The organism is Allokutzneria sp. NRRL B-24872 (genome assembly GCF_002155965.1).
Classification (GTDB): domain Bacteria; phylum Actinomycetota; class Actinomycetes; order Mycobacteriales; family Pseudonocardiaceae; genus Allokutzneria.
The window spans coordinates 1-17,451 of the sequence record NZ_MUMH01000096.1; the positions used below are offsets into that span (position 1 = coordinate 1).

At 68.9% G+C, this 17,451-nt stretch carries 15 protein-coding genes; 5 read left to right on the forward strand and 10 right to left on the reverse strand.

Annotation, left to right across the window (positions count from 1 at the left end; genetic code table 11):
* Positions 1–157 precede the first annotated feature (157 nt).
* The 8 genes from CCN37_RS24035 to CCN37_RS24070 all read right to left on the reverse strand — a co-directional run bounded on the left by CCN37_RS24035 (position 158) and on the right by CCN37_RS24070 (position 7,690).
* Positions 158–382, reverse strand: a complete 225-nt coding sequence (locus CCN37_RS24035; RefSeq protein ID WP_086824917.1) for a hypothetical protein — start codon at positions 380–382, stop codon at positions 158–160.
* A 109-nt stretch (positions 383–491) separates the two neighbouring features.
* Positions 492–920, reverse strand: coding sequence for a class I SAM-dependent methyltransferase (locus tag CCN37_RS24040; RefSeq protein WP_246843262.1), 429 nt, complete (start codon positions 918–920; stop codon positions 492–494).
* A gap of 224 nt (positions 921–1,144) precedes the next feature.
* Positions 1,145–1,852 carry an acetoacetate decarboxylase family protein gene (locus CCN37_RS24045; protein WP_086824922.1) on the reverse strand — a complete coding sequence of 236 codons (708 nt, stop codon included), beginning with the start codon at positions 1,850–1,852 and terminating at the stop codon, positions 1,145–1,147.
* A 34-nt stretch (positions 1,853–1,886) separates the two neighbouring features.
* Positions 1,887–2,888, reverse strand: a complete 1,002-nt coding sequence (locus CCN37_RS24050) for a polyprenyl synthetase family protein (RefSeq protein WP_086824924.1) — start codon at positions 2,886–2,888, stop codon at positions 1,887–1,889.
* A gap of 3 nt (positions 2,889–2,891) precedes the next feature.
* A complete protein-coding gene (locus tag CCN37_RS24055; protein ID WP_168200828.1) occupies positions 2,892–4,238 on the reverse strand; it encodes a cytochrome P450 in 1,347 nt (448 codons plus the stop codon).
* Between the two features lie 22 nt (positions 4,239–4,260).
* Complete coding sequence (locus CCN37_RS24060) at positions 4,261–5,850, reverse strand: GMC family oxidoreductase (protein ID WP_086824928.1); 1,590 nt, start codon at positions 5,848–5,850, stop codon at positions 4,261–4,263.
* A gap of 38 nt (positions 5,851–5,888) precedes the next feature.
* Positions 5,889–6,950, reverse strand: coding sequence for a polyprenyl synthetase family protein (locus CCN37_RS24065; RefSeq protein ID WP_086824930.1), 1,062 nt, complete (start codon positions 6,948–6,950; stop codon positions 5,889–5,891).
* Positions 6,947–7,690, reverse strand: coding sequence for an HAD family phosphatase (locus CCN37_RS24070; RefSeq protein ID WP_143261776.1), 744 nt, complete (start codon positions 7,688–7,690; stop codon positions 6,947–6,949). Before CCN37_RS24070 ends, CCN37_RS24065 begins: the two co-directional genes overlap by 4 nt.
* Before the next feature lie 1,905 nt (positions 7,691–9,595).
* Here CCN37_RS24070 and CCN37_RS40100 point away from each other — a divergent pair.
* Complete coding sequence (locus CCN37_RS40100; RefSeq protein WP_168200829.1) at positions 9,596–9,739, forward strand: hypothetical protein; 144 nt, start codon at positions 9,596–9,598, stop codon at positions 9,737–9,739.
* Positions 9,740–10,280: 541 nt separating this feature from the next.
* On the opposite strand, the gene CCN37_RS24080 is transcribed toward CCN37_RS40100, so the two are convergent.
* Positions 10,281–10,898, reverse strand: coding sequence for an SAVMC3_10250 family protein (locus CCN37_RS24080; protein WP_086824936.1), 618 nt, complete (start codon positions 10,896–10,898; stop codon positions 10,281–10,283).
* A gap of 531 nt (positions 10,899–11,429) precedes the next feature.
* Between CCN37_RS24080 and CCN37_RS24085 the strand changes: the two genes are divergently transcribed.
* The 3 genes from CCN37_RS24085 to CCN37_RS24095 all read left to right on the forward strand — a co-directional run bounded on the left by CCN37_RS24085 (position 11,430) and on the right by CCN37_RS24095 (position 15,803).
* A complete protein-coding gene (locus tag CCN37_RS24085) occupies positions 11,430–12,659 on the forward strand; it encodes a PP2C family protein-serine/threonine phosphatase (protein ID WP_086824938.1) in 1,230 nt (409 codons plus the stop codon).
* Positions 12,660–13,280: 621 nt separating this feature from the next.
* The gene (locus tag CCN37_RS24090) at positions 13,281–14,666 is read left to right on the forward strand and encodes a benzoate/H(+) symporter BenE family transporter (RefSeq protein WP_086824940.1); all 1,386 of its coding nucleotides are present in this window, start codon (positions 13,281–13,283) and stop codon (positions 14,664–14,666) included.
* Positions 14,667–14,963: 297 nt separating this feature from the next.
* The gene (locus CCN37_RS24095; RefSeq protein ID WP_143261777.1) at positions 14,964–15,803 is read left to right on the forward strand and encodes a hypothetical protein; all 840 of its coding nucleotides are present in this window, start codon (positions 14,964–14,966) and stop codon (positions 15,801–15,803) included.
* A 54-nt stretch (positions 15,804–15,857) separates the two neighbouring features.
* On the opposite strand, the gene CCN37_RS24100 is transcribed toward CCN37_RS24095, so the two are convergent.
* Positions 15,858–16,298 (reverse strand): hypothetical protein, encoded by a 441-nt coding sequence (locus tag CCN37_RS24100; protein ID WP_086824944.1) that lies wholly within the window; start codon positions 16,296–16,298, stop codon positions 15,858–15,860.
* Between the two features lie 193 nt (positions 16,299–16,491).
* Here CCN37_RS24100 and CCN37_RS24105 point away from each other — a divergent pair.
* Positions 16,492–17,451, forward strand: a 960-nt coding sequence (locus CCN37_RS24105; RefSeq protein WP_086824947.1) for an NAD(P)H nitroreductase, incomplete at its 3' end; no start/stop codon positions are given.

The window sequence follows — 17,451 nt, forward strand, 5'->3', positions numbered from 1 at the left end:
CTGAGCCTTGAACTCCAACGAAAACTTGTTCGCCATCACGACACCTTCCCGCGGCCGAGCCACCGACCACTCTGACGGTGTCCACCAAACCGGGGCAAGCCCGCCTACTACCAAGCCGAACTCACCCTCGCCGCCATCATCCTCTGGCTCCGATGACTTACAGGACAGCGCCTAGTCGCGCATAGATCGTCCTTGCGCGGTCCAGTACATCTTGGTCGGCTGCAAGTTGGTCGATCACGTAGGTACGCGTGAGGGCGAGATCGTGGATGCGGTCGGCGAAGCTGGGCTCTGCGACGAGTTTCTCGAGCACTTCGTCGACGTCTCGGCACATCTCCGCCGAGTATGTGTTTGTTCTGCGCCGCGCCTGAGTGTTGGTCGTCATCGCGGTCAGGATCGTCGAGGATTGCCACGGTTCATGACTGCTCGAGTGGGGACCACCCATCCAGAGCAGGCTCCGACACCGGTGTAGGGGCGTCATGACGTGCAAATGCTTAAGTCTGGTGTCCACACGGCGTGCACTGGTGGCGGGTGAGGTTGTTGGGTGTGATCGAGGGTGGGCTGGGTTTGCTCAGCTGACGTCTGCTCTTCCGGTACGTCGCGCCGGGGGCGAGGATTCGATGGATTTCCCGCAGCGCCACACCCTCGTCGCGAACCGAACACAGCACCTGTGAGGCCACCACCGCGTCGACAGCACCGTCGGCGGCGGACAGGCACTCGGCGGGGCCGCCGATGACCTCGATCAAGACTGGTGTCTGGGTGGCAGTGGTGCGGGCAAGACCACGAAGACGCGGTTCGGGCTCCACGGCCACGACACGGGTGACGGTGGCGGGACAGAGGCCGAAGTCGAGGCCGTTGCCCGCTCCGATTTCCAGGACGGTTCCGGTGAGCCCGGCCAGCAGCGCCCGCCGGTGCTCGGCCATGCCTCCGCGCTCCATCGCCGCGACCACCGCGCTCCTGAGAGCCCCTGCTCCGTAACGACTTCTCGACGACCACCGGATCAGGACCGGTGCGCCCGGGCCGATCTGGTGGATCAATTCGAGCATGGGTTCACCTGCGTGCGATGATCCCGTCAGACGCAGCCAGCACAATGCAACCGAAGCGTTCCGCAACCACGACTCAGGGAATGCCTTGGTGCTGTCGGCGATTACTCGGTGAGGACCTCCGCGGCGTCCACCCGAGCCCACACCTTCCCCACGTGGATGGTCGCGACCGGCTTGGCGGAGATCCCGATGGCGCGCAGTTCGTCGGCGCGGGGGTGGTCCCCGAGTTCGAGGGAGGAGCCGCCCCGCCCGAGCCTCACGCGCGATCCGCGCATGGTGATGGGTGCCCTTCGGCGCACGCCGTCCAGCCACGTGTAGATCGCGGGGCGGGATCCTCCGGGCAGCGTGCCGGGGATGCGGACGGTGCGGCGGGTGGTCGAGTGCACCGTCCACACCGGAGTGCCGCCGTCGACGACCTCGTACCGCACGCCGCTCGCCCCCTCCGACACCTGGAAGTCGCAGAGGTCCTTGGGGAAGCCGCCGAGGGCGCGGCCGACCACGCGGGAGAACTCGCTGTTGACCGGGACCCAGTGCGCGAACATGCGGAACTTGAAGCGCAACAAGGTGTTCAGCAGCCGCGCCTTCCCATCCCCGCCGACCGGGAACAGCACCATGGCCTCGTCGTAGGCCCCGAGGTCGGCGTCCTTGTACTTCCAGTGCGCGATGACGCAGGCGGTTTTGTTCCTGCCGATCTTCACCGGCCTCATCCCGCTGTAGTGCAACAGCTCGGCGGAGGCCGCGTGGTCGGCGAGGAACACCGACAGGGTCGCGCAGGCGTCCCGGACGTAGATCGGTGGCGTTGGCAGGTCCATCGTCGTTCTCCGTATCTGTCGGACGCCGGATCTGCTAGACACCGGCCGGATCGAAGTGCCGTTGCGCCATGTCGACGAACATCTCCAGCTCACCGCGACGACCCGGGTCGGCCACGGCGGATCGCAACGCCTCCAGGGCCGACACGGTCAGCTCGCGGATCTTCGCCTGGGTCGTCTCCACCGCCCCCGTCTCCCTGGCGAGGCGGGCCGCCCGGAGCACCTCCGTCTCGGACAGGGGCTCACCGGCCAGCAGGGCGCGGAGGTCCCGGCCCGCCGAGGTCGGCGACCGCAGCGCTACAGCGATCGGGAAGGTCTGCTTGCCCGCGACGAGATCGCCACCGATCCGCTTGCCGGTCGTGGTGGGCGCGCCCCAGATCCCGAGGAGGTCGTTGCCGAGCTGGAAAGCGGTGCCGAGGTCCGATCCGTACGCGCCGAGGCGGGCGGCCACCCGGCTGTCGCACCCACTCGTCTCGGCCGCGACGGCGCAGGTGGCCTTCACCAGCTCCCCGGTCTTCTCGCGGGCCGCGTCCAGGCACGCCACGGGGTCGGCGACCACGTCGAAACCGAGGGCCATGTCCTTGCTCTCCCCTTCGCACAGGGTCACCACGCAATCAGCGAGGGCGATCGCGCACGCGGGGCCGACGGTCAAGGCCGAGCGGAGCCCGAGCGCGAGCAACGCGTCACCGGCGATCATGGCGCGGTCGCGGCCGAAGATCGTCCAAGCCGCCGGTCGGCCGTGCCGCTGCTCGTCGCCATCGACGATGTCGTCGTGCAGCAAGGTGAACTGCTGCACCAGCTCCACCGCGACCGCCGCGGACAACGCCCGGTCCGGGTCTCCTCCCACCGCTCGCGCGACCGCGAACAGCAGAGCGGGCCGAATGTGCTTCCCGCCTGGTGACTTCGAAGCCTGACCGGCCCAGCCGAAGTGGTACGAGGCGACTTCGCGGACGTTCGGCGGCAAGCCGCGGACCAGCTCGTGCAGCCGGGGGACGAGGCGTTCGCGCGCCTCGGCGAGGATCGTGCCCGGGTCGTGCATCGCCTACTCCCCCTCGTGCTCGCGCGTGGTCACCGTCATGGGCAAGGCGTTGAGCCGCATCACGGTGCGGAACACGTGTCGCGGTCGAGGCGCGGACGGCGAAGGCCGCAGTTTCCAGCGCATGCAGACGGCGCGGAGGATGGTCACCATCTCCAGAAGCGCGTAGTGGGCGCCGATGCACTGGTGCCGGCCTTCCAGGAACGGGATGTAGCTGCCGGGTGGAAGGCTCTTCACGGGGGTGTCCGCCCATCGGCCCGGGTTGAAGCGGTGTGGCTCGCGGAACAACGACGGCGCGTGGTGCAACGCCTGCGGGCTGAAGATCACTTCGGTTCCCCGGGGAACGACGGCCGGTCCCAGTTCCACCTCCGTGCTCGACCGGCGCATCAGGAACCAGCCCGGTGTGTGCAGGCGCAGCGCCTCCTGCACGACCGCCAGCGCGTACGGGAGGTGCCGGAGGTCGGCGGCTCGCAGGGGCTGGCTCGGATCGGTGTTCTCGGTCAACTCCCGGAAGAGCCGCTGCTCGACGCGCGGGTTCCTGCCCAGCTCCAGCAAGAGCGATCCGAGGGTGCTCGCGGTGGTCTCGTAGGCGGCGACCAGAACGGACAGCGCCTCGTCGCGCGCCTGGGTGCTGCTGATGCGCCGCCGCGTCCCCTCCTCGGTCGCGTCGAGGATCTTGTTCATCATGTTGGCGCCCGAGCCGCTGGCCGCCGCGGACTCGACCAGCGCGTCGACGGCGTCGCGCAGCCCCACACCCGACCTGTGGAACCTCGTCGCGGCCGCGAGCCTGGTGCCGTCCCAGCGCCGCAGGGGAAGCACGGCTCGCAGCGCCACCCCCTTGAGCGCGACGGGCAGCCACCGGCGCACCTCGTCGGACACCCCGGGCGGCAGGATCCCGGAGAACAGGGTGGCCAGTGCGACGCGCAGGGACAGCTCGTCGAGGTCCCGCTGGAGGTCCCTGCACTCCCCCGCGACCCACGACTCGGCCGTGCGGACCGCCTCCCGGTGCATGATCACGCCGTACTCGTCGATCGCGGTGGGTTGGAACGCGGGTTGCAGGATGCGCCGGTGCTTGAGGTGGTCCTCCCTGCCCGCGACGAGGACCCCGTTGCCGAGGATGACGCGCGCGTTCTCGAACTGCTCGCCCTTCTCGAAGCAGGAGGCCTTTCGGACGAGGACGTCGTGCACGAGTGCCGGCTCCGTGACGACCAGCGCGGTGCCGCTCCCGAGCCGCACGCGCACCAACGGCGCGATCCCGGCGAGCGACTCCAGGAACGGCATGGGCGAGCGCACCAACCGCACGGCGTGTCCCAGCAGCGGGAGCCGTCCGGGTGCCATTGGCAGCTCTGGCAAGGAAAACGGCCTTGCACGGCGATCAGCGGTCATCGGTGCGCACCCCCGTCGAACCGGTGATCAGCTCCACCGCGCGCTCAGCGAGCATGACGGTCGACGCGTGCGTGTGGCCGCGCGGAATGGTCGGCATGACCGAGGCGTCCGCGACGCGCAGGCCGTCGACGCCGCGCACCCTCAGCTCGGGTGTGACGACCGAGGCGGAGTCCTCGCCCATGCGGCAGGTGCCGACGGGGTGGAAGACGCTCGCGGCGGTCCGCCGGATGTGCTCGTCGAGTGCCGCGTCGTCGTCGGTGGCCGGCTGGCGCGTCCGAGGCGCGCCGACGAAGGGCGCCAGCGGCGGAGTGCGCAGCAGACTCCGCGCGAACCTCAGGCCCGCGCGGAGGCGGCGCAGGTCGGCGTCATCGGGGTCGGAGAGGTAGTGGGGGTCGACGGCGGCGGGGGCTCCCGGTGAGGCGCTGGTGAGGCGGACGGTTCCCGCACTGCGCGGCTGGAGCAGGACCACGGCGACGGTGAGGCCGTGCACGAGGTCGGGGCGCGTGCCAGGGCCGACGGCGGCCGGACTGAAGATCACCTCCAGGTCGGGGGCGCTGAGCCGGTCGGAGCTGCGCAGGAAGCACACCGCCTCGGCCCCGTTGGAGGCCAGCGGGCCGCGACGCCTGATCGCGTAGTCCAGCCAGGAGGTCGGAACCAGCGCTGAGGCGAGGGTGATCGGTCGGGTGCAGCGGTGGGTGAGGGTCGTCATCAGGTGGTCTTGGAGCCCGGAGCCCACCTCGGAGTGGTCGCGTTCGACACGCACGCCCAGGCCGCGCAGGTGCTCGGCGGGCCCGATCCCCGATCGCATCAACAGGATCGGGGTGCCCAGCGCGCCACTGGTCAGCACGATCTCCTTCGCCGTGAGCAGTGCGCGCCCGCGTCCGGACCGGACCACGACCCCGTGGGCGCGGCCGCGGTCGAGGTGGACCCGCTCGGCGAGCGTGCGGGCGAGCACGGTCAGGTTGGGCCGTCGCAGAGCGGGCGCGAGGTAGCCGTCCGCCGCGCTCCAACGCCGTCCTTCGTGCTGGTTGACCGGTACGAGCGCGCAACCGTCCTGACCGCTGCCGACGTCGTCGGTTCTGGGGACTCCTCGTTCCTGGCAGGCGCGGAGGAAGGCCAGGCTGAGCACGTTGGGGCGGGCGAGGTTGCGGACGTGCAGGGGCCCGTCGGTCCCGTAGGCGTGGTGCGCGTCGGCGTCGTGATGGCGTTCGGAGCGCTGGAAGCACGGCAGCACGCGGTCCCATCCCCAGCCGGGACCGCAGGTCCGCGCCCAGTGCGCGTAGTCCTCGGGGTGGCCGCGCAGCCACATCTGGGCGTTGATCGCCGACGAACCGCCCAGCGCCCTCCCCCGAGCGAGGTGCAGCCGGCGACCGTTGAGCCCGCCCTGCGGCTCGGTGCGGTCGTTCCAGTCGTACCTGCCGCCGAGGAGAGTGATGGCGGCCAAGGGAATCCGCTGCTGCGGGAGCCGGGCCCGACCACCGGCCTCGATCAGCGCCACGGAGGTGCTCGGGTTCTCCGACAGGCGGGACGCGACCACGCAGCCGGCCGATCCCGCCCCGACGACGAGGTAGTCGTACATGGTCGCGCGGCCCCCTCCGGGAGAGGGGTCGGCCGACCTCACTCGGACCACTGCGCGATCCCGGGCAGTGCCCTGTCCGCCATCTCCCGCAGCGCGACGCGCCCTTCGGGGTGGAACGGCGCCCGGTCGAGGACCTCAAGAGCCTGCCTGCGGCGCACGGTGATCGTCCGCCTTGCCGCTCGCGTGGCGCCGGTGTCCACGATGATCCGACGCGCCTCCGCCAACTCCACCTCGTCGAGGTCCCGGCGCCCGAGGAGACCGCGCAGGCGGGCCAACTGCCCCTCGGTGGCGTTCTGCCCCGCCAGCGCGAGGATCGCGGTCTTCTTGCCCTCGCGCAGGTCGTTGCCCGCGTTGGAGACCGCGCCCGGTGGGGGTTCGATGTCCTCGAGGTCGTCGAGCAGCTGGAACGCCTCGCCCAGGTAGCGCGCGTAGTCCGCGCAGGCCCGAAGCACCTCCGGGCCGCCCCCGGCCATGGCCGCGCCGATCTGCAACGGCCGTTTCACGGTGTAGAGGCTGGTCTTGTAGTAGATGACCTGGAGCGCGTGGTCGACGGTTCCGAAGGTGCCGGTGGAGCGGCTGATGTCCATCAGCTGGCCGGTGAGCATCTCGGCGCGCATGCGGTTGACGAAGTCGCGGGCGCCACGAGGAACGCCTTCCTCGGCAACTCCCATGAGCAGCTCAGCGGACCACGCCTCGCACAGGTCCCCGAGCAGGATCGCGGCGCTGATGCCGAACCACTCGTCGCCGACCGGCCCGGTTCCGGCGAGCAGGCGGTGCGCGGCGGGGCGGAGCCTGCGGAACTCCGCGCGGTCGATCACGTCGTCGTGCAGCAACGCCAATGCGTGGAAGAACTCCAGCCCGACGGAGACCTCCATCAGCTGCTCCGGCGGCTCCTCGTTCCCGGCCGCGGCGAGCCAGCCCGCGTGGCAGTACAGCGGGCGAACTCGCTTGCCACCACCGAGGAACTGCTTGAGGACCTGGATCGCCCACGCCAGGTGATCCCCCTGCGGTCCCCGCTCCTTGCTCTCGATGAAGCTGGTGATCGCCTCCTCGACACGGTGCTGTGTCGCGTCCAGGCCGAACTCGCGCGTCATGGTCATCCCGGTGTCCGCGCGGTCTCGGAGTATCCCGGCACGAGCTCGGCGAGGGTGGCCTCGATCGTCGCGCGGTCGGCGACGGCCCACCCGCGAGCCCGCGCCAGAGCGGCCAGACCGGCGTCGGGCTCGAAAGCGATCGTGATCTCGGCGCGCATCACCACTTCGTCGCGGACGGAGTTCCCCATGGCGAAGAAGACTCGGGAGCGCTCAGGTCGGATCTCGTCGAGCAATGAGGACTTTCCTCCCGGTTCTCCCGGTCGGGTCAGCACTTTTCCGGTGTAGCGCCCGGAAATCACCTCGGAAAGCGCGCCGCGGGCCTGGTCGATCCCCAGTTCGCGCGCGGCCACCTGAACGATCTCGTCCGGGCTTCCGGAGAGCAGAACCGTCAGCACACCGCGCTCGGCCAGCCTGTCGACCACGTTCCGAGAGAAGGGAAAGAGGTGCTCGCACACCACGGTCCAGCACTCCTCGGCCGCATACCGGACGTCCTCGACGCGGTGTCCGGTGAGTGCCAGCGCGTAGTGGTCGTACACGAGATCCGCCGCCTCAGCAGTGGAGAGAGACCCGCGCTCATACGCGTCGAAGGCACGGCGTGCGGCTTCGACCGCTTCCCGAGCCGCCAGTCCAACGCGCACCAGGTGGGCGATGAAAGCCACTCCGATGCAGCCGTCGTAGAGCGTTCCATCCATGTCGAGAACGGCGATCGGCCGGCTCCCGGCACGCTCGTCCCACACTTCTCCCACGCAGAACTCTCCTCAGAAATGTCATGTGTGCACGCCGACCAGAGTTCACCGCAGTGACAGGTGGATACTCAAGCAGAAAATATGACAGAGCTGGACGTCGCCGAATCGGACACCAGCCTCTCTATCGAAATTCGATCACCGGAATGATGATCTCCATCGGATCGAGGTTCTTGCCAGTCTGGTCACGCCAATGCCGCAGACAATCACCGGCGCAGACCGCGCCATTAGCGCAGCGTGATCGTTCTGCTTCCAGACGCCGACGATCGGGTGGACGGGCCCGCACCTGATCGTCCGCATATCGGCCGGCGTCTTGGTTCGGTCGCGACATCGGCCCGTTCACACCGGTCGATCACACTCGTCAACGGCCTTGCCACGCTCAGGGCCGCAGCGTGGCATCGGCTCAGCTACGCAACTCTTCGTGGACAGAAATAGAACCGCCCAGACAACCGAACGCGGGCGCGACCCCGCTGCCCTGCGGCAAACGACGTATCTCGCCCCAGACATCGGCGAGCTCCCGACCACGAAAGCATCCGACTTGGCTGTTACTATGCAAACCCTGAGGCCGAGAAATATGTGCGACACAACAACCACCGTTCGGACACGCATCATCCGCACTTGCTGAAGATCAGGCCATGATCACTCTCGACCCGCGCGAAATCCAGAAACCAATCGGTCCGCCCACCCATTGCCCTCGATCAGGACATGAGGCATCACCTTCACCAAAATCGTCGGCGCAGTTTACGATACATATCGACCTAAGCCAGATGCCACGACTCCCACAGGCCCGCGTGCCGCCCGAGATTCCCGAACGATCTTACTGGACGGAAGTCGTGCGCCGACCCAAGCGAGAATCGCACGACAACGGCCACTTCGCATCTATCGAACTTCTCACCGTCAGCGCAGATCTTTCTCTCGCGACGCGACTTCCGCGCCAGCGACACAGCGAGAACCGTATTTTAGAAGCACTTCAATAACATGCCGAACTTAAAGTATAGCAACAGGCCGACCCGATTGACCTTGCAGTGATGATCATTAGAGGCGAGGTCGAACTGACCATCACCGCATGGCAGCGACCGAACGAGCTTCGAGGCCCTGCCGCCGTTCGTTGACTCGCCGAGACAACACGAAGGCGATGCATCAAACTTCTACAAGCTCGCGGCCGACACAGAACCCACCCCCTCGCGCGACCTTCCCGAAACTGGACACCCTTCGTTCACTCACACGACCATAAAACCTCGCCTCTCCACACACACCGGATAGCGACACAAGAACTAGCGAAGGTCATTCAAGCCCTACACCCGACGCAACAGAAAATCTGACCACTAGCAGTGGCCCCAAACTACACGCGCACCCAGATTTCCCAGATCATGCACATTAGCGAGGGCGCGGTCCGAGGAAAACTTTCACAGATAAGATCTCGACTTTGGTCGCAATTCGCGACTTGGGGGCAGTGCTCATTACCGCTAGCGCTATAGAAAATCGGGACGCCGTCGACCATTCTCTGCCAACCGTAACGCCGTGCTCCTGCGTTCTATCACCTCTGGGCCCCTCTGCCACCTACCGCAATGCCATCCTCACTACCAAGGAAGCGTTGTCGCCGCGCTGCACGACGCCGCAGGCCGCATCCTGCTCGCTTGAATCGACACCACCGCCTGGCCACCATCCGCCTCGACATCGATGGCGAACTCGATATCACCTGCAGCGGCTGAACACCGCCATGCGGCGAACGCGAAGTTCTCACGCGAGACTGTGCATCCTTCAGCGGACAGCCACCGCGTCGGCGTGGTAGCACCATCCCGCGTTCACAGCAGGAACGAGGGCGCTCCGGCGTCATGGGCGGCTTGAATCTGTGCCCTGGCACACACCGACGGCAGCGTCGCTCCGGCTGCCGAGGAGATTCACGGCGTGCTGCACGCTGCGAAGGACGAGTTGGACAACTTCCGCTTCCTGGCCGAGGCCGGGGTGCCGGAGGCTGTCCGACGGTGGCTCTCGCTCAGCTCAGTGTCGGCGCGGCTCCACTCGCCCTCCAGCCGGCCGCAGGTGCTGTAGCGCCTGCGGCGCACTTGTCGCCGGCTGACCAGGAGCGCGTGTTGGAGGGTGTCCGCGGGCAGCTGCCTCCGCCGGTAGAACCGCAGGCCGGAGAACAGTTCATCGAACGAACCGTGGGGCAGACTGTCTGGCGCACGGCATTGCCAGACAATGGAATCGGCTCACGCCTTCAGCGTGAACTGCCACCGCAAGCGCACTGTGAACTAGCCGCTCACAGAACACTCCCTTCGTCGCGACCGTCCCTTGTTCGAGCTACGAATGCGATTGTCGAAGCTCACCGAGCGCCGTAACCTTCTGCCGCTCGAGTTAGCCCGTTGTAGACGGAGTGACGTTTCCAATGCGCAAGATGATTCAGATTGGGCTTGCCCCGGTTTGGTGGACCGATCCTCCGGGGTGGTGACCCGTTCCGGGCGCGGTGTCTTCACCGCCAGGTCCACCTGCCAGCCGAGGTGGCGCACCCGGTGCACCACGCCCATGCCGCCGCCGCGCACGTCCTTGACCTCGTACAGGCCGAGGACGGTCTCTCCCGGCCGCCAGGTCATCAGTCGGCCAGCGCGACGAACAGCGGGCTGCCCACGAGCACGGTCACCGATCGGCCCCGGTCCAGTTCCGGGTACGGGCTCGGCCCGTGCCGCAGGCGCTTCGCGACGAACTCCACCTCCTGCTCGTCACCACGGAGGTTCCGGTTCGCCAGGTAGGCCAGCTCCAGAGCGCTCTCCGGCGCCTCGTCCTCGGCCACCGCGGTCAGGCCCTCGACCATTCCCGGCAGCATCGACGGCAAGAAGATCGCGTCGTCCTTCGGCTCGGGCCCACCGACGACGTGGCCGCTGGAGCCACCCAATCCCACCACCGTGTGCTCGGTGGCCCCGGCGAAGTAGACCAAGCCTCGCTCCTGGCGCAGACGCATGCCCATCCGCCCCCGGAAGTACTGGCCCGGCTCGTCGATCGTGCCCACGTCGCAGAAGTCGTCGAGATGCCTCACCACTCGCTCCAGCCGGGCGATCCGATCGGTGTCGGACTCGACCTTGCGCTTGCCGGTGACCACCTTCAGGTTGAGACCGAATTCCGTGCTGCGCTTGCCCGCGAGCCCCGGCTCGACCTGCGGTAGCAGCATGTCGACCTTCGAGTCGCTGACGTAGACGTAGTGCCGCAGCGACACCGCGGCCCCCTCATGTGCGCGGTTGTTCCAGCCGACTCAGGCTACTGGGCACGCCGCTCCGGCACGGCGGTGTTCGCGCTGCCAAGGGCGATCGAGGTCGCGGACTGGGCATCGTGCGCGAGGTGAGTGAGCATCTGGAGATCAACCACGGCGACGGCGCAACCACGGGCACTTCCGCCTGACCGAGGGCCGACAGTCCGATGCACCCGGCCCCGGCAGCGCCTTCACGCCAGAACCGCTCCCTGCGGACCTGAGCAACTCCACCCGGGACCGCGTCACCGTGCTGCGGCTGACGGGCGAACTCGACAAGGCCGCCCGGTCCACCGGCGTTGAGCTAGACCTGACCGGCTTGGACTACCTGAGCAGCTCCGGGGTGGCCCTGCTGCTGGAGGCATCCGCCTCCGGAAAGGAGATCACCGGTGTCACCCCCCAGCGACGACTGACCGGATCATCATCCACTGTGGACATGGGGTGGGACGGTACCGCCGCTGCGGGGACAGACCTGTTGACAGGCTCCTACGCTGTGATGTCGTGCCTTCAGATTCCGCGTGGTACCAGGCTCTCAGCGAGATCATCAACGCCTCCCACGTCGCGACGGCGGATGATCTGGTGCCGATCCTGGAGTCCGCCTGCGCGCCGGTGGGCATTCGCTTGAAGCTCTACCTCTGCGATCTCTCGCAGCGGACGCTGCACTGCACAGATGCCACCGAGAACGAGCAGTTGACGGTGGACGCGACCATTGCAGGGCGGGCCTTCCGGCTGACCGAGATCCTGCCCGGGCGCGACGCCCAGGGGGCGGGCGTGCTGTGGGTGCCAGTGCTCGACGGCACCGAACGGCTCGGTGTGGCGGCCATGCGCCTGCCCGCCGACGCTGATCCCGACGACCCGGCCCTGCGGGAGCGGTGCTGGACCGTGGCCGGGCTGATCGGGCACCTGGTCGTGGCGAAGCTGCCCTACGGCGACCTGTTCCACCGCGTGCGCCGCACGGCGCCGCTGACGGTGGCCAGCGAACTGCTGTGGCAACTGCTGCCCCCGCAGACCTTCGCCTGCCGGGAGCTGGTCGTGGCCGCCACGATGGAGCGCTACGACCAGGTCGGCGGCGACGGCTTCGACTACGCCGTCGACGACAAGCGCGCCTACCTCGCGGTGTTCGACTCCACCGGGCACGACCTCGCCGCCGGGCTGCTCACCAGCAGCGTCCTCGCCGCCACCCGCAACGCCCGCAGGGCAGGAGCCGACCTGCCCCGCATCGCCGCCTCCGCCGACGCCGTGCTCAGCGAGCACCACCCCGGCACCGGTTTCACCACGGCCGTTCTCGCGGAGCTGGACCTGAGCACCGGCGCGCTGAGCTACCTGCTCGCCGGGCACCCTCCCCCGGTGCTGCTGCGTCGGGGAAGCGTGGTCAAGTCCCTCGCCGTCGCGCCACGAGTGCCGTTGGGGCTGAGCAAGCTGCGACGGGGCTCCGCGGCGAGCGGTGCCGGTGTGGAGCAGCTCGAACCCGGCGACCGGCTGCTGCTGCACACCGACGGGGTCACCGAGGCCCGCGACCACAACGGGACGGAGTTCGGCATCGACCGGCTCGTCGACCTCACCGAACGGCACGAAGCGGCCGGGCTCCCCGCTCCGGAAACACTGCGCCGCATCACCCACGCGGTCCTGGACCACCAGAGCGGCAACCTCCAGGACGACGCCACGCTCATGCTGGTCGAGTGGTCCACGGGAGCCGCCAATTCGTTGCTGCCCCACCACGACGTGAGTTGAACCGGCGAAGGCGTCTGGCGCTCAGCTCACGGCGAGCGAGCGAGCGAGCGCGTCGCCGGAGCGGTGCCTGCCAGGTGACCGCGACCGCGGATGCCGACGAACCCTGACACCTGCGCCCAGCCGCGCGGTCTCCGGACAAGTGCCGCCCCCGAAACTGGGGACATCGCGAACTCGCCAAGACGGAAGATCTTCGCGGAGTTCACCTGCCCTTGATCTTGATGCCCACGCCGCGTTTCTGTTGCGCGCCAACGATTACACCCACAGGAGAGCGCTCCCACATCGGGTCGGCGCGATGCCTTGGCCGCCAAGGGGATCGGGCGTTGACGACGGCCGTCGCCTCGACCGGGCCGCTCTCGTCAGCCGTCGGCGGCCGAGCGGTCACCGGGGCCCCCGCCGTCACGCGACGGCAACAAATTCATCTTTTGCGACCGGTTTCTGTTGCCAGGAACACACTTCAGCACCGGATCGACGGTGCAGCGCCCGCCGCATACAGTGCGCCGTCGAGGAAATGCCGAGCGTGAGCGACCAGGATCGCCGTTCACGGGATGGACACCATCGGGCTTCGGCAGATCCCGTTGTGCCTCAACGTGAATCGGCTCGACTCGCCGGAAGCATCGGTCGATGCGCACTGCGGTGCCCGCCCTCACGTCCGTTGAACGCGCGGCCACTCGCACGGCGGGAGGGCCGTCTGATCGAGAGGATCAGGCCGTCATCACCACGACCCGTACGACAACCCGAACAGCCGACCGAACAGCGCAGCGCCGGAGCTTCGTCGCCGACGCGTCGCTGTCGTCCTTCGTGGCCGCGTTGATCGCGATCGTCGTCTCCTACTCCGGCCCCATCATGATCGTGCTCACCGCCGCGCAGGCGGGGCACCTCACCCAGACCCAGACCACGTCGTGGCTGTGGGCGCTGTCCATCGGCGCCGGCCTGAGCAGCATCGCGCTGAGCCTCAAGACCCGGATGCCGGTGATCGCCGGCTGGTCGACGCCCGGTGCCGCACTGCTGGTCACCAGCATCGCCCAGTACTCCTACCCCGCCGCCATCGGCGCGTTCGTGATCTCGGCACTGACCATCACCCTCATCGGGTTCTCCGGAGTCTTCGGCAAACTGATCGCCCTGGTACCCGACGCCGTGGTCTCGGCGATGCTCGCCGGAATCCTGTTCTCCTTCGGCATCGACGCCTTCCGAGCGGTCGGACAGGGACCACTGGTGACCGCGGCCGTGCTGCTCGGCTACATCTTCGCCAAGCGCTTCAGCGCCCGCTACGCCGTGCTCGCCGCACTGGTGCTCGGAGTGCTCACTGCCGCATTGAGCGGCGGCCTGCGCCTCACCGGCATCACCTTCCACCTGGCCAGTCCACTGTGGACAACACCGGCCTTCGACCTCGCCGCGATCATCGGCATCGGCGTACCGCTGTTCGCCGTCACCATGGCCTCGCAGAACGCGCCCGGCCTCGCGGTGCTCCACGCCAGCGGCCACCGCCCCAACGACCGGCTCCTCATCGGTGGTACCGGCCTGGCGTCCTTGGTCATGGCGCCCTTCGGCGGGCACGCGGTCAACCTCGCCGCGATCACCGCGGCCATCTGCACCGGTGAGGAAGCCCACCCCGACACCAGGAAACGCTATCCCGCGGGGGTTTTCTGCGGCTTGCTCTACCTGCTCGTCGGCACCTTCGGCGCGGCCCTGCTCGGGGTGTTCACCGCGCTGCCGAAGGAACTGGTCGCCGCCATCGCAGGCGTCGCGCTGCTGGGCGCGCTGATGTCCGGCCTCTCCGGCGCGATGGCACTGCCCGAGCACCGCGAACCCGCGCTGGTGACCTTCCTCGTGACCGCCTCCGGCATGGCGCTGTTCGGCATCGGCTCCGCCTTCTGGGGCCTCATCTTCGGTCTCGTCGCGCACCTCGTGCTCACCGCGGGCCGCCGAAGCTCAGGACGACACGTCTCCCGCGCACGCCGAGGCAGCGCTCCAGGGCGGCGTCCTCGCCCTGGTCGACCGGACCGGTGACGCTCTCCGGCAGCACGTCCCACGCGGCTCCGGCGGCAGCGTCCACACCGGCGGCCGGTTCAGCGACGTCTCAGCGCGATTCGCCCGACAGCGCGGGATGACGAGCGGTGGCCGGCTCTGGTCTCCGGTTGCCGGACGGCAGTGTCGCCCACACCGACCTGGGTAACCGGGTGAGATGGAACGGGCGTGCGGTGCTGAGCCTTGCCGAGAGGTGTTCGGCTGGTCGAAGCTGCGCGCGGAGCGGACAATGCAGTTCGCACGTCTGTCCATAGTAGACAAAAGTGGAGGTGGGGCGTGATGTCGCGGACCGTGCCGATCAGGGCGGAGACCTCCGACTGGGTGCGTCAGGGCGTCGTTGTTCTCGCCGCGGTCGCCCAGATCGTGTCCTCGTCGTTCTTCGGGCGATCGGTGGGTGGAGTTGCCAGGGAGGACACCACGTCGATCCTGCCCGCCGGCTACGCCTTCGCCATCTGGGGCTTGATCTTCGCCGTGTCGCTCGCGGCGGCCGTGACGGGTGTGGCGCCCTCGGTCGCGGCGCGGCCGGCCTTGCGCGCGAGCGGGTGGTTCATCGCGGTGGCTTACACCGCCAACGCCGTGTGGGTGCTGGTCTTCCCCCAGCGGCTGTTCCTGCTCTCGCAGGTTGTCATCGTCATCGGCGCGGTGGCCGCGATCCTCGCCACCGTTCGGCTGCAGCGCAACGCCGGCCCGCGGGACAGGTTGGTGGGCGTTCTCGTCGGCGGCAGCTACGGACTGCTCGCTGGCTGGTTGACCGCCGCGGCGTTCGTGGGCTTGGCCAACACCCTTGTCAACGTGGGACTCTCCGGCGGCGGCGCCGACAACGCGGTGCAGGGCATCGTGCTGCTCCTGCTTGCCACCGGGGTCGCCGTGGCGGTGCTCCGGGCGTGCGCGGACGGCCCGATCGCCGGCACCGTCGCCTATGCGGGCGCCGTTGCATGGGGCCTGGTCGCGATCTCCGTTGAGCAATGGGGATCGGTCACCTCCACCGCCCTCACCGCGCTCGTCCTCGCCCTGATCCTGCTCGGCTACCTCGCCGTGAGCGTCACACGCCGACTTCGGACCGGAGCGACGAGGCCGCCCGCACGGAAGCGAACCCAGCGGCCGGACCACGTGCAATGACCCGCGATCGTGGCGCTGTCGGGAAAGGTGATGACTCAGCTGAGATCGAGCGGGCTAGCGCGAGCCGAGGGACCGCACCGCGGCGACGACCGCGGACCAGGGTGGCAGGAGCGCTCCCGGGCGTGGTGGGACGAGCCAGCGCGGGCCGTCGCCGACAGCGTCCAGGGCGGGCAATGGGATCATGGTTCCTCGGCGGTGCCAGCCGATGTCCATGCGGGCCAGGTCCTCCCACGAGCGCAGCCGCATCGAGGTGCGCGCGCCAGTGAGGAAGATCCAGTCCGACGGGGCGCCGGGCACGAGGATGATCGGGGCGCGGAACAGGTGCCGGGCGAGGAAGGTGTTGACCTCCGCGGCGACACCGGCGCGCATGACGAGCGCGTCGACGGTCGTGCCGAGGCGGAGCCGGACCTCGCCGGTCGCGGCGTCGATGGTCGTCGGCCAGCTCGCGCTCCGGGAGCGCTGAACGGGGACTCGCTGGTCGGTTGGCGTCGTCATGACTGCCGCGCTCCTCTGCCGTGGTCGTGCCGGGCGACTCGGTTCCAGGACACCCCGGTCGTGGTCGGCGCGCCAGGGGGCCAAGCTCCCGGGGAATGGGGTCGATCGGCCCTGCCGCAGGGACTTCCGGCCCGGGCGCACTCGCTGGCGGCCGTGCGAGCGTCGCCTCCAAGAGCCCTTGCGGAGGTGGCACATGAGATCCGGTCTGCCCGACCACGACACCGTGCTGGCGGCGATCACGCTGGCCAACCGAGCGCCGTCGGTGCACAACTCGCAGCCGTGGACGTGGAAGGTCGGCGACACGGCGCTGCACCTGTACGCGGACTGGACCCGGCACGTCCCGGTGACCGACCCCGACGGACGTGATCTGGCGATCAGCTGCGGTGCGGCGCTGCACCACCTCCGGGTCGCGTTCGCCGCGCTGGGGTGGGGAACGGCTGTGCACCGGCTACCGAACCCGGAGGACCCGAACCACCTCGCCTCGGTGGTGCTCGTCGGCAGGCAGCCGACGCCGGACGACATCTTCCTGGTCTCCACGATTCCTGCCCGGCGCAGCGACCGACGCCTGTACAGCTCGTGGCCGGTGCCGGAGCAGTTGCTGGAGCAGCTGACGAAGACGGCTGCCGACGAGGGCTGTGCGTTGCGGGTGGCCACCGACGGCGAGGCGCGCGCAGAACTGCTGCGGGCGATCGCCGAGGCGGATGACGTGCAGCGGGACGATCCGGCCTACGAGGCGGAACTGGCGTTGTGGAGCGGTCGTGGCAGTGCTTCGCGGGACGGGGTGCGATCCGCGCTGAGCACGGCGGCGCACGCCGGGGAGGATGACGTCCGGTTGCGCGTGTTCCGCGATCCGCTGCTGGCTGAGCCCTCGGGCGCCTACGCCGACCCTGACGCCGGGGTGCTCCTGGTGCTCGGCACTCCCGGCGACGACCTCGTGGATCGACTGCGAGCCGGTGAAGCCACGAGCGCGGTTCTGCTGCGCGCCAAGGGTTTTCAGCTCGCCAGCTGCCTGATCTCGCAGCCGCTGGAGGTGCTCGACGTCCGTGCGCGAGTGCGTGAGCGCGTGCTCGGCGGGGTGCTGCACCCGCAGTTGGTGATCCGGCTGGGCTGGACGCACATCAACGCCGCTCCCCTGCCCGCGAGCCCGCGGCGG

Excerpts from the sequence above, each read along its gene's own strand:
- CCN37_RS24090 (WP_086824940.1), top strand. The coding sequence starts at position 13,281 with ATGCGCACTGCGGTGCCCGCCCTCACGTCCGTTGAACGCGCGGCCACT.
- CCN37_RS24095 (WP_143261777.1), top strand. The coding sequence starts at position 14,964 with ATGTCGCGGACCGTGCCGATCAGGGCGGAGACCTCCGACTGGGTGCGT.
- CCN37_RS24100 (WP_086824944.1), bottom strand. The coding sequence starts at position 16,298 with ATGACGACGCCAACCGACCAGCGAGTCCCCGTTCAGCGCTCCCGGAGC.
- CCN37_RS24060 (WP_086824928.1), bottom strand. The coding sequence starts at position 5,850 with ATGTACGACTACCTCGTCGTCGGGGCGGGATCGGCCGGCTGCGTGGTC.
- CCN37_RS24065 (WP_086824930.1), bottom strand. The coding sequence starts at position 6,950 with ATGACCATGACGCGCGAGTTCGGCCTGGACGCGACACAGCACCGTGTC.
- CCN37_RS24040 (WP_246843262.1), bottom strand. The coding sequence starts at position 920 with ATGGCCGAGCACCGGCGGGCGCTGCTGGCCGGGCTCACCGGAACCGTC.
- CCN37_RS24050 (WP_086824924.1), bottom strand. The coding sequence starts at position 2,888 with ATGCACGACCCGGGCACGATCCTCGCCGAGGCGCGCGAACGCCTCGTC.
- CCN37_RS24035 (WP_086824917.1), bottom strand. The coding sequence starts at position 382 with ATGACGACCAACACTCAGGCGCGGCGCAGAACAAACACATACTCGGCG.
- CCN37_RS24045 (WP_086824922.1), bottom strand. The coding sequence starts at position 1,852 with ATGGACCTGCCAACGCCACCGATCTACGTCCGGGACGCCTGCGCGACC.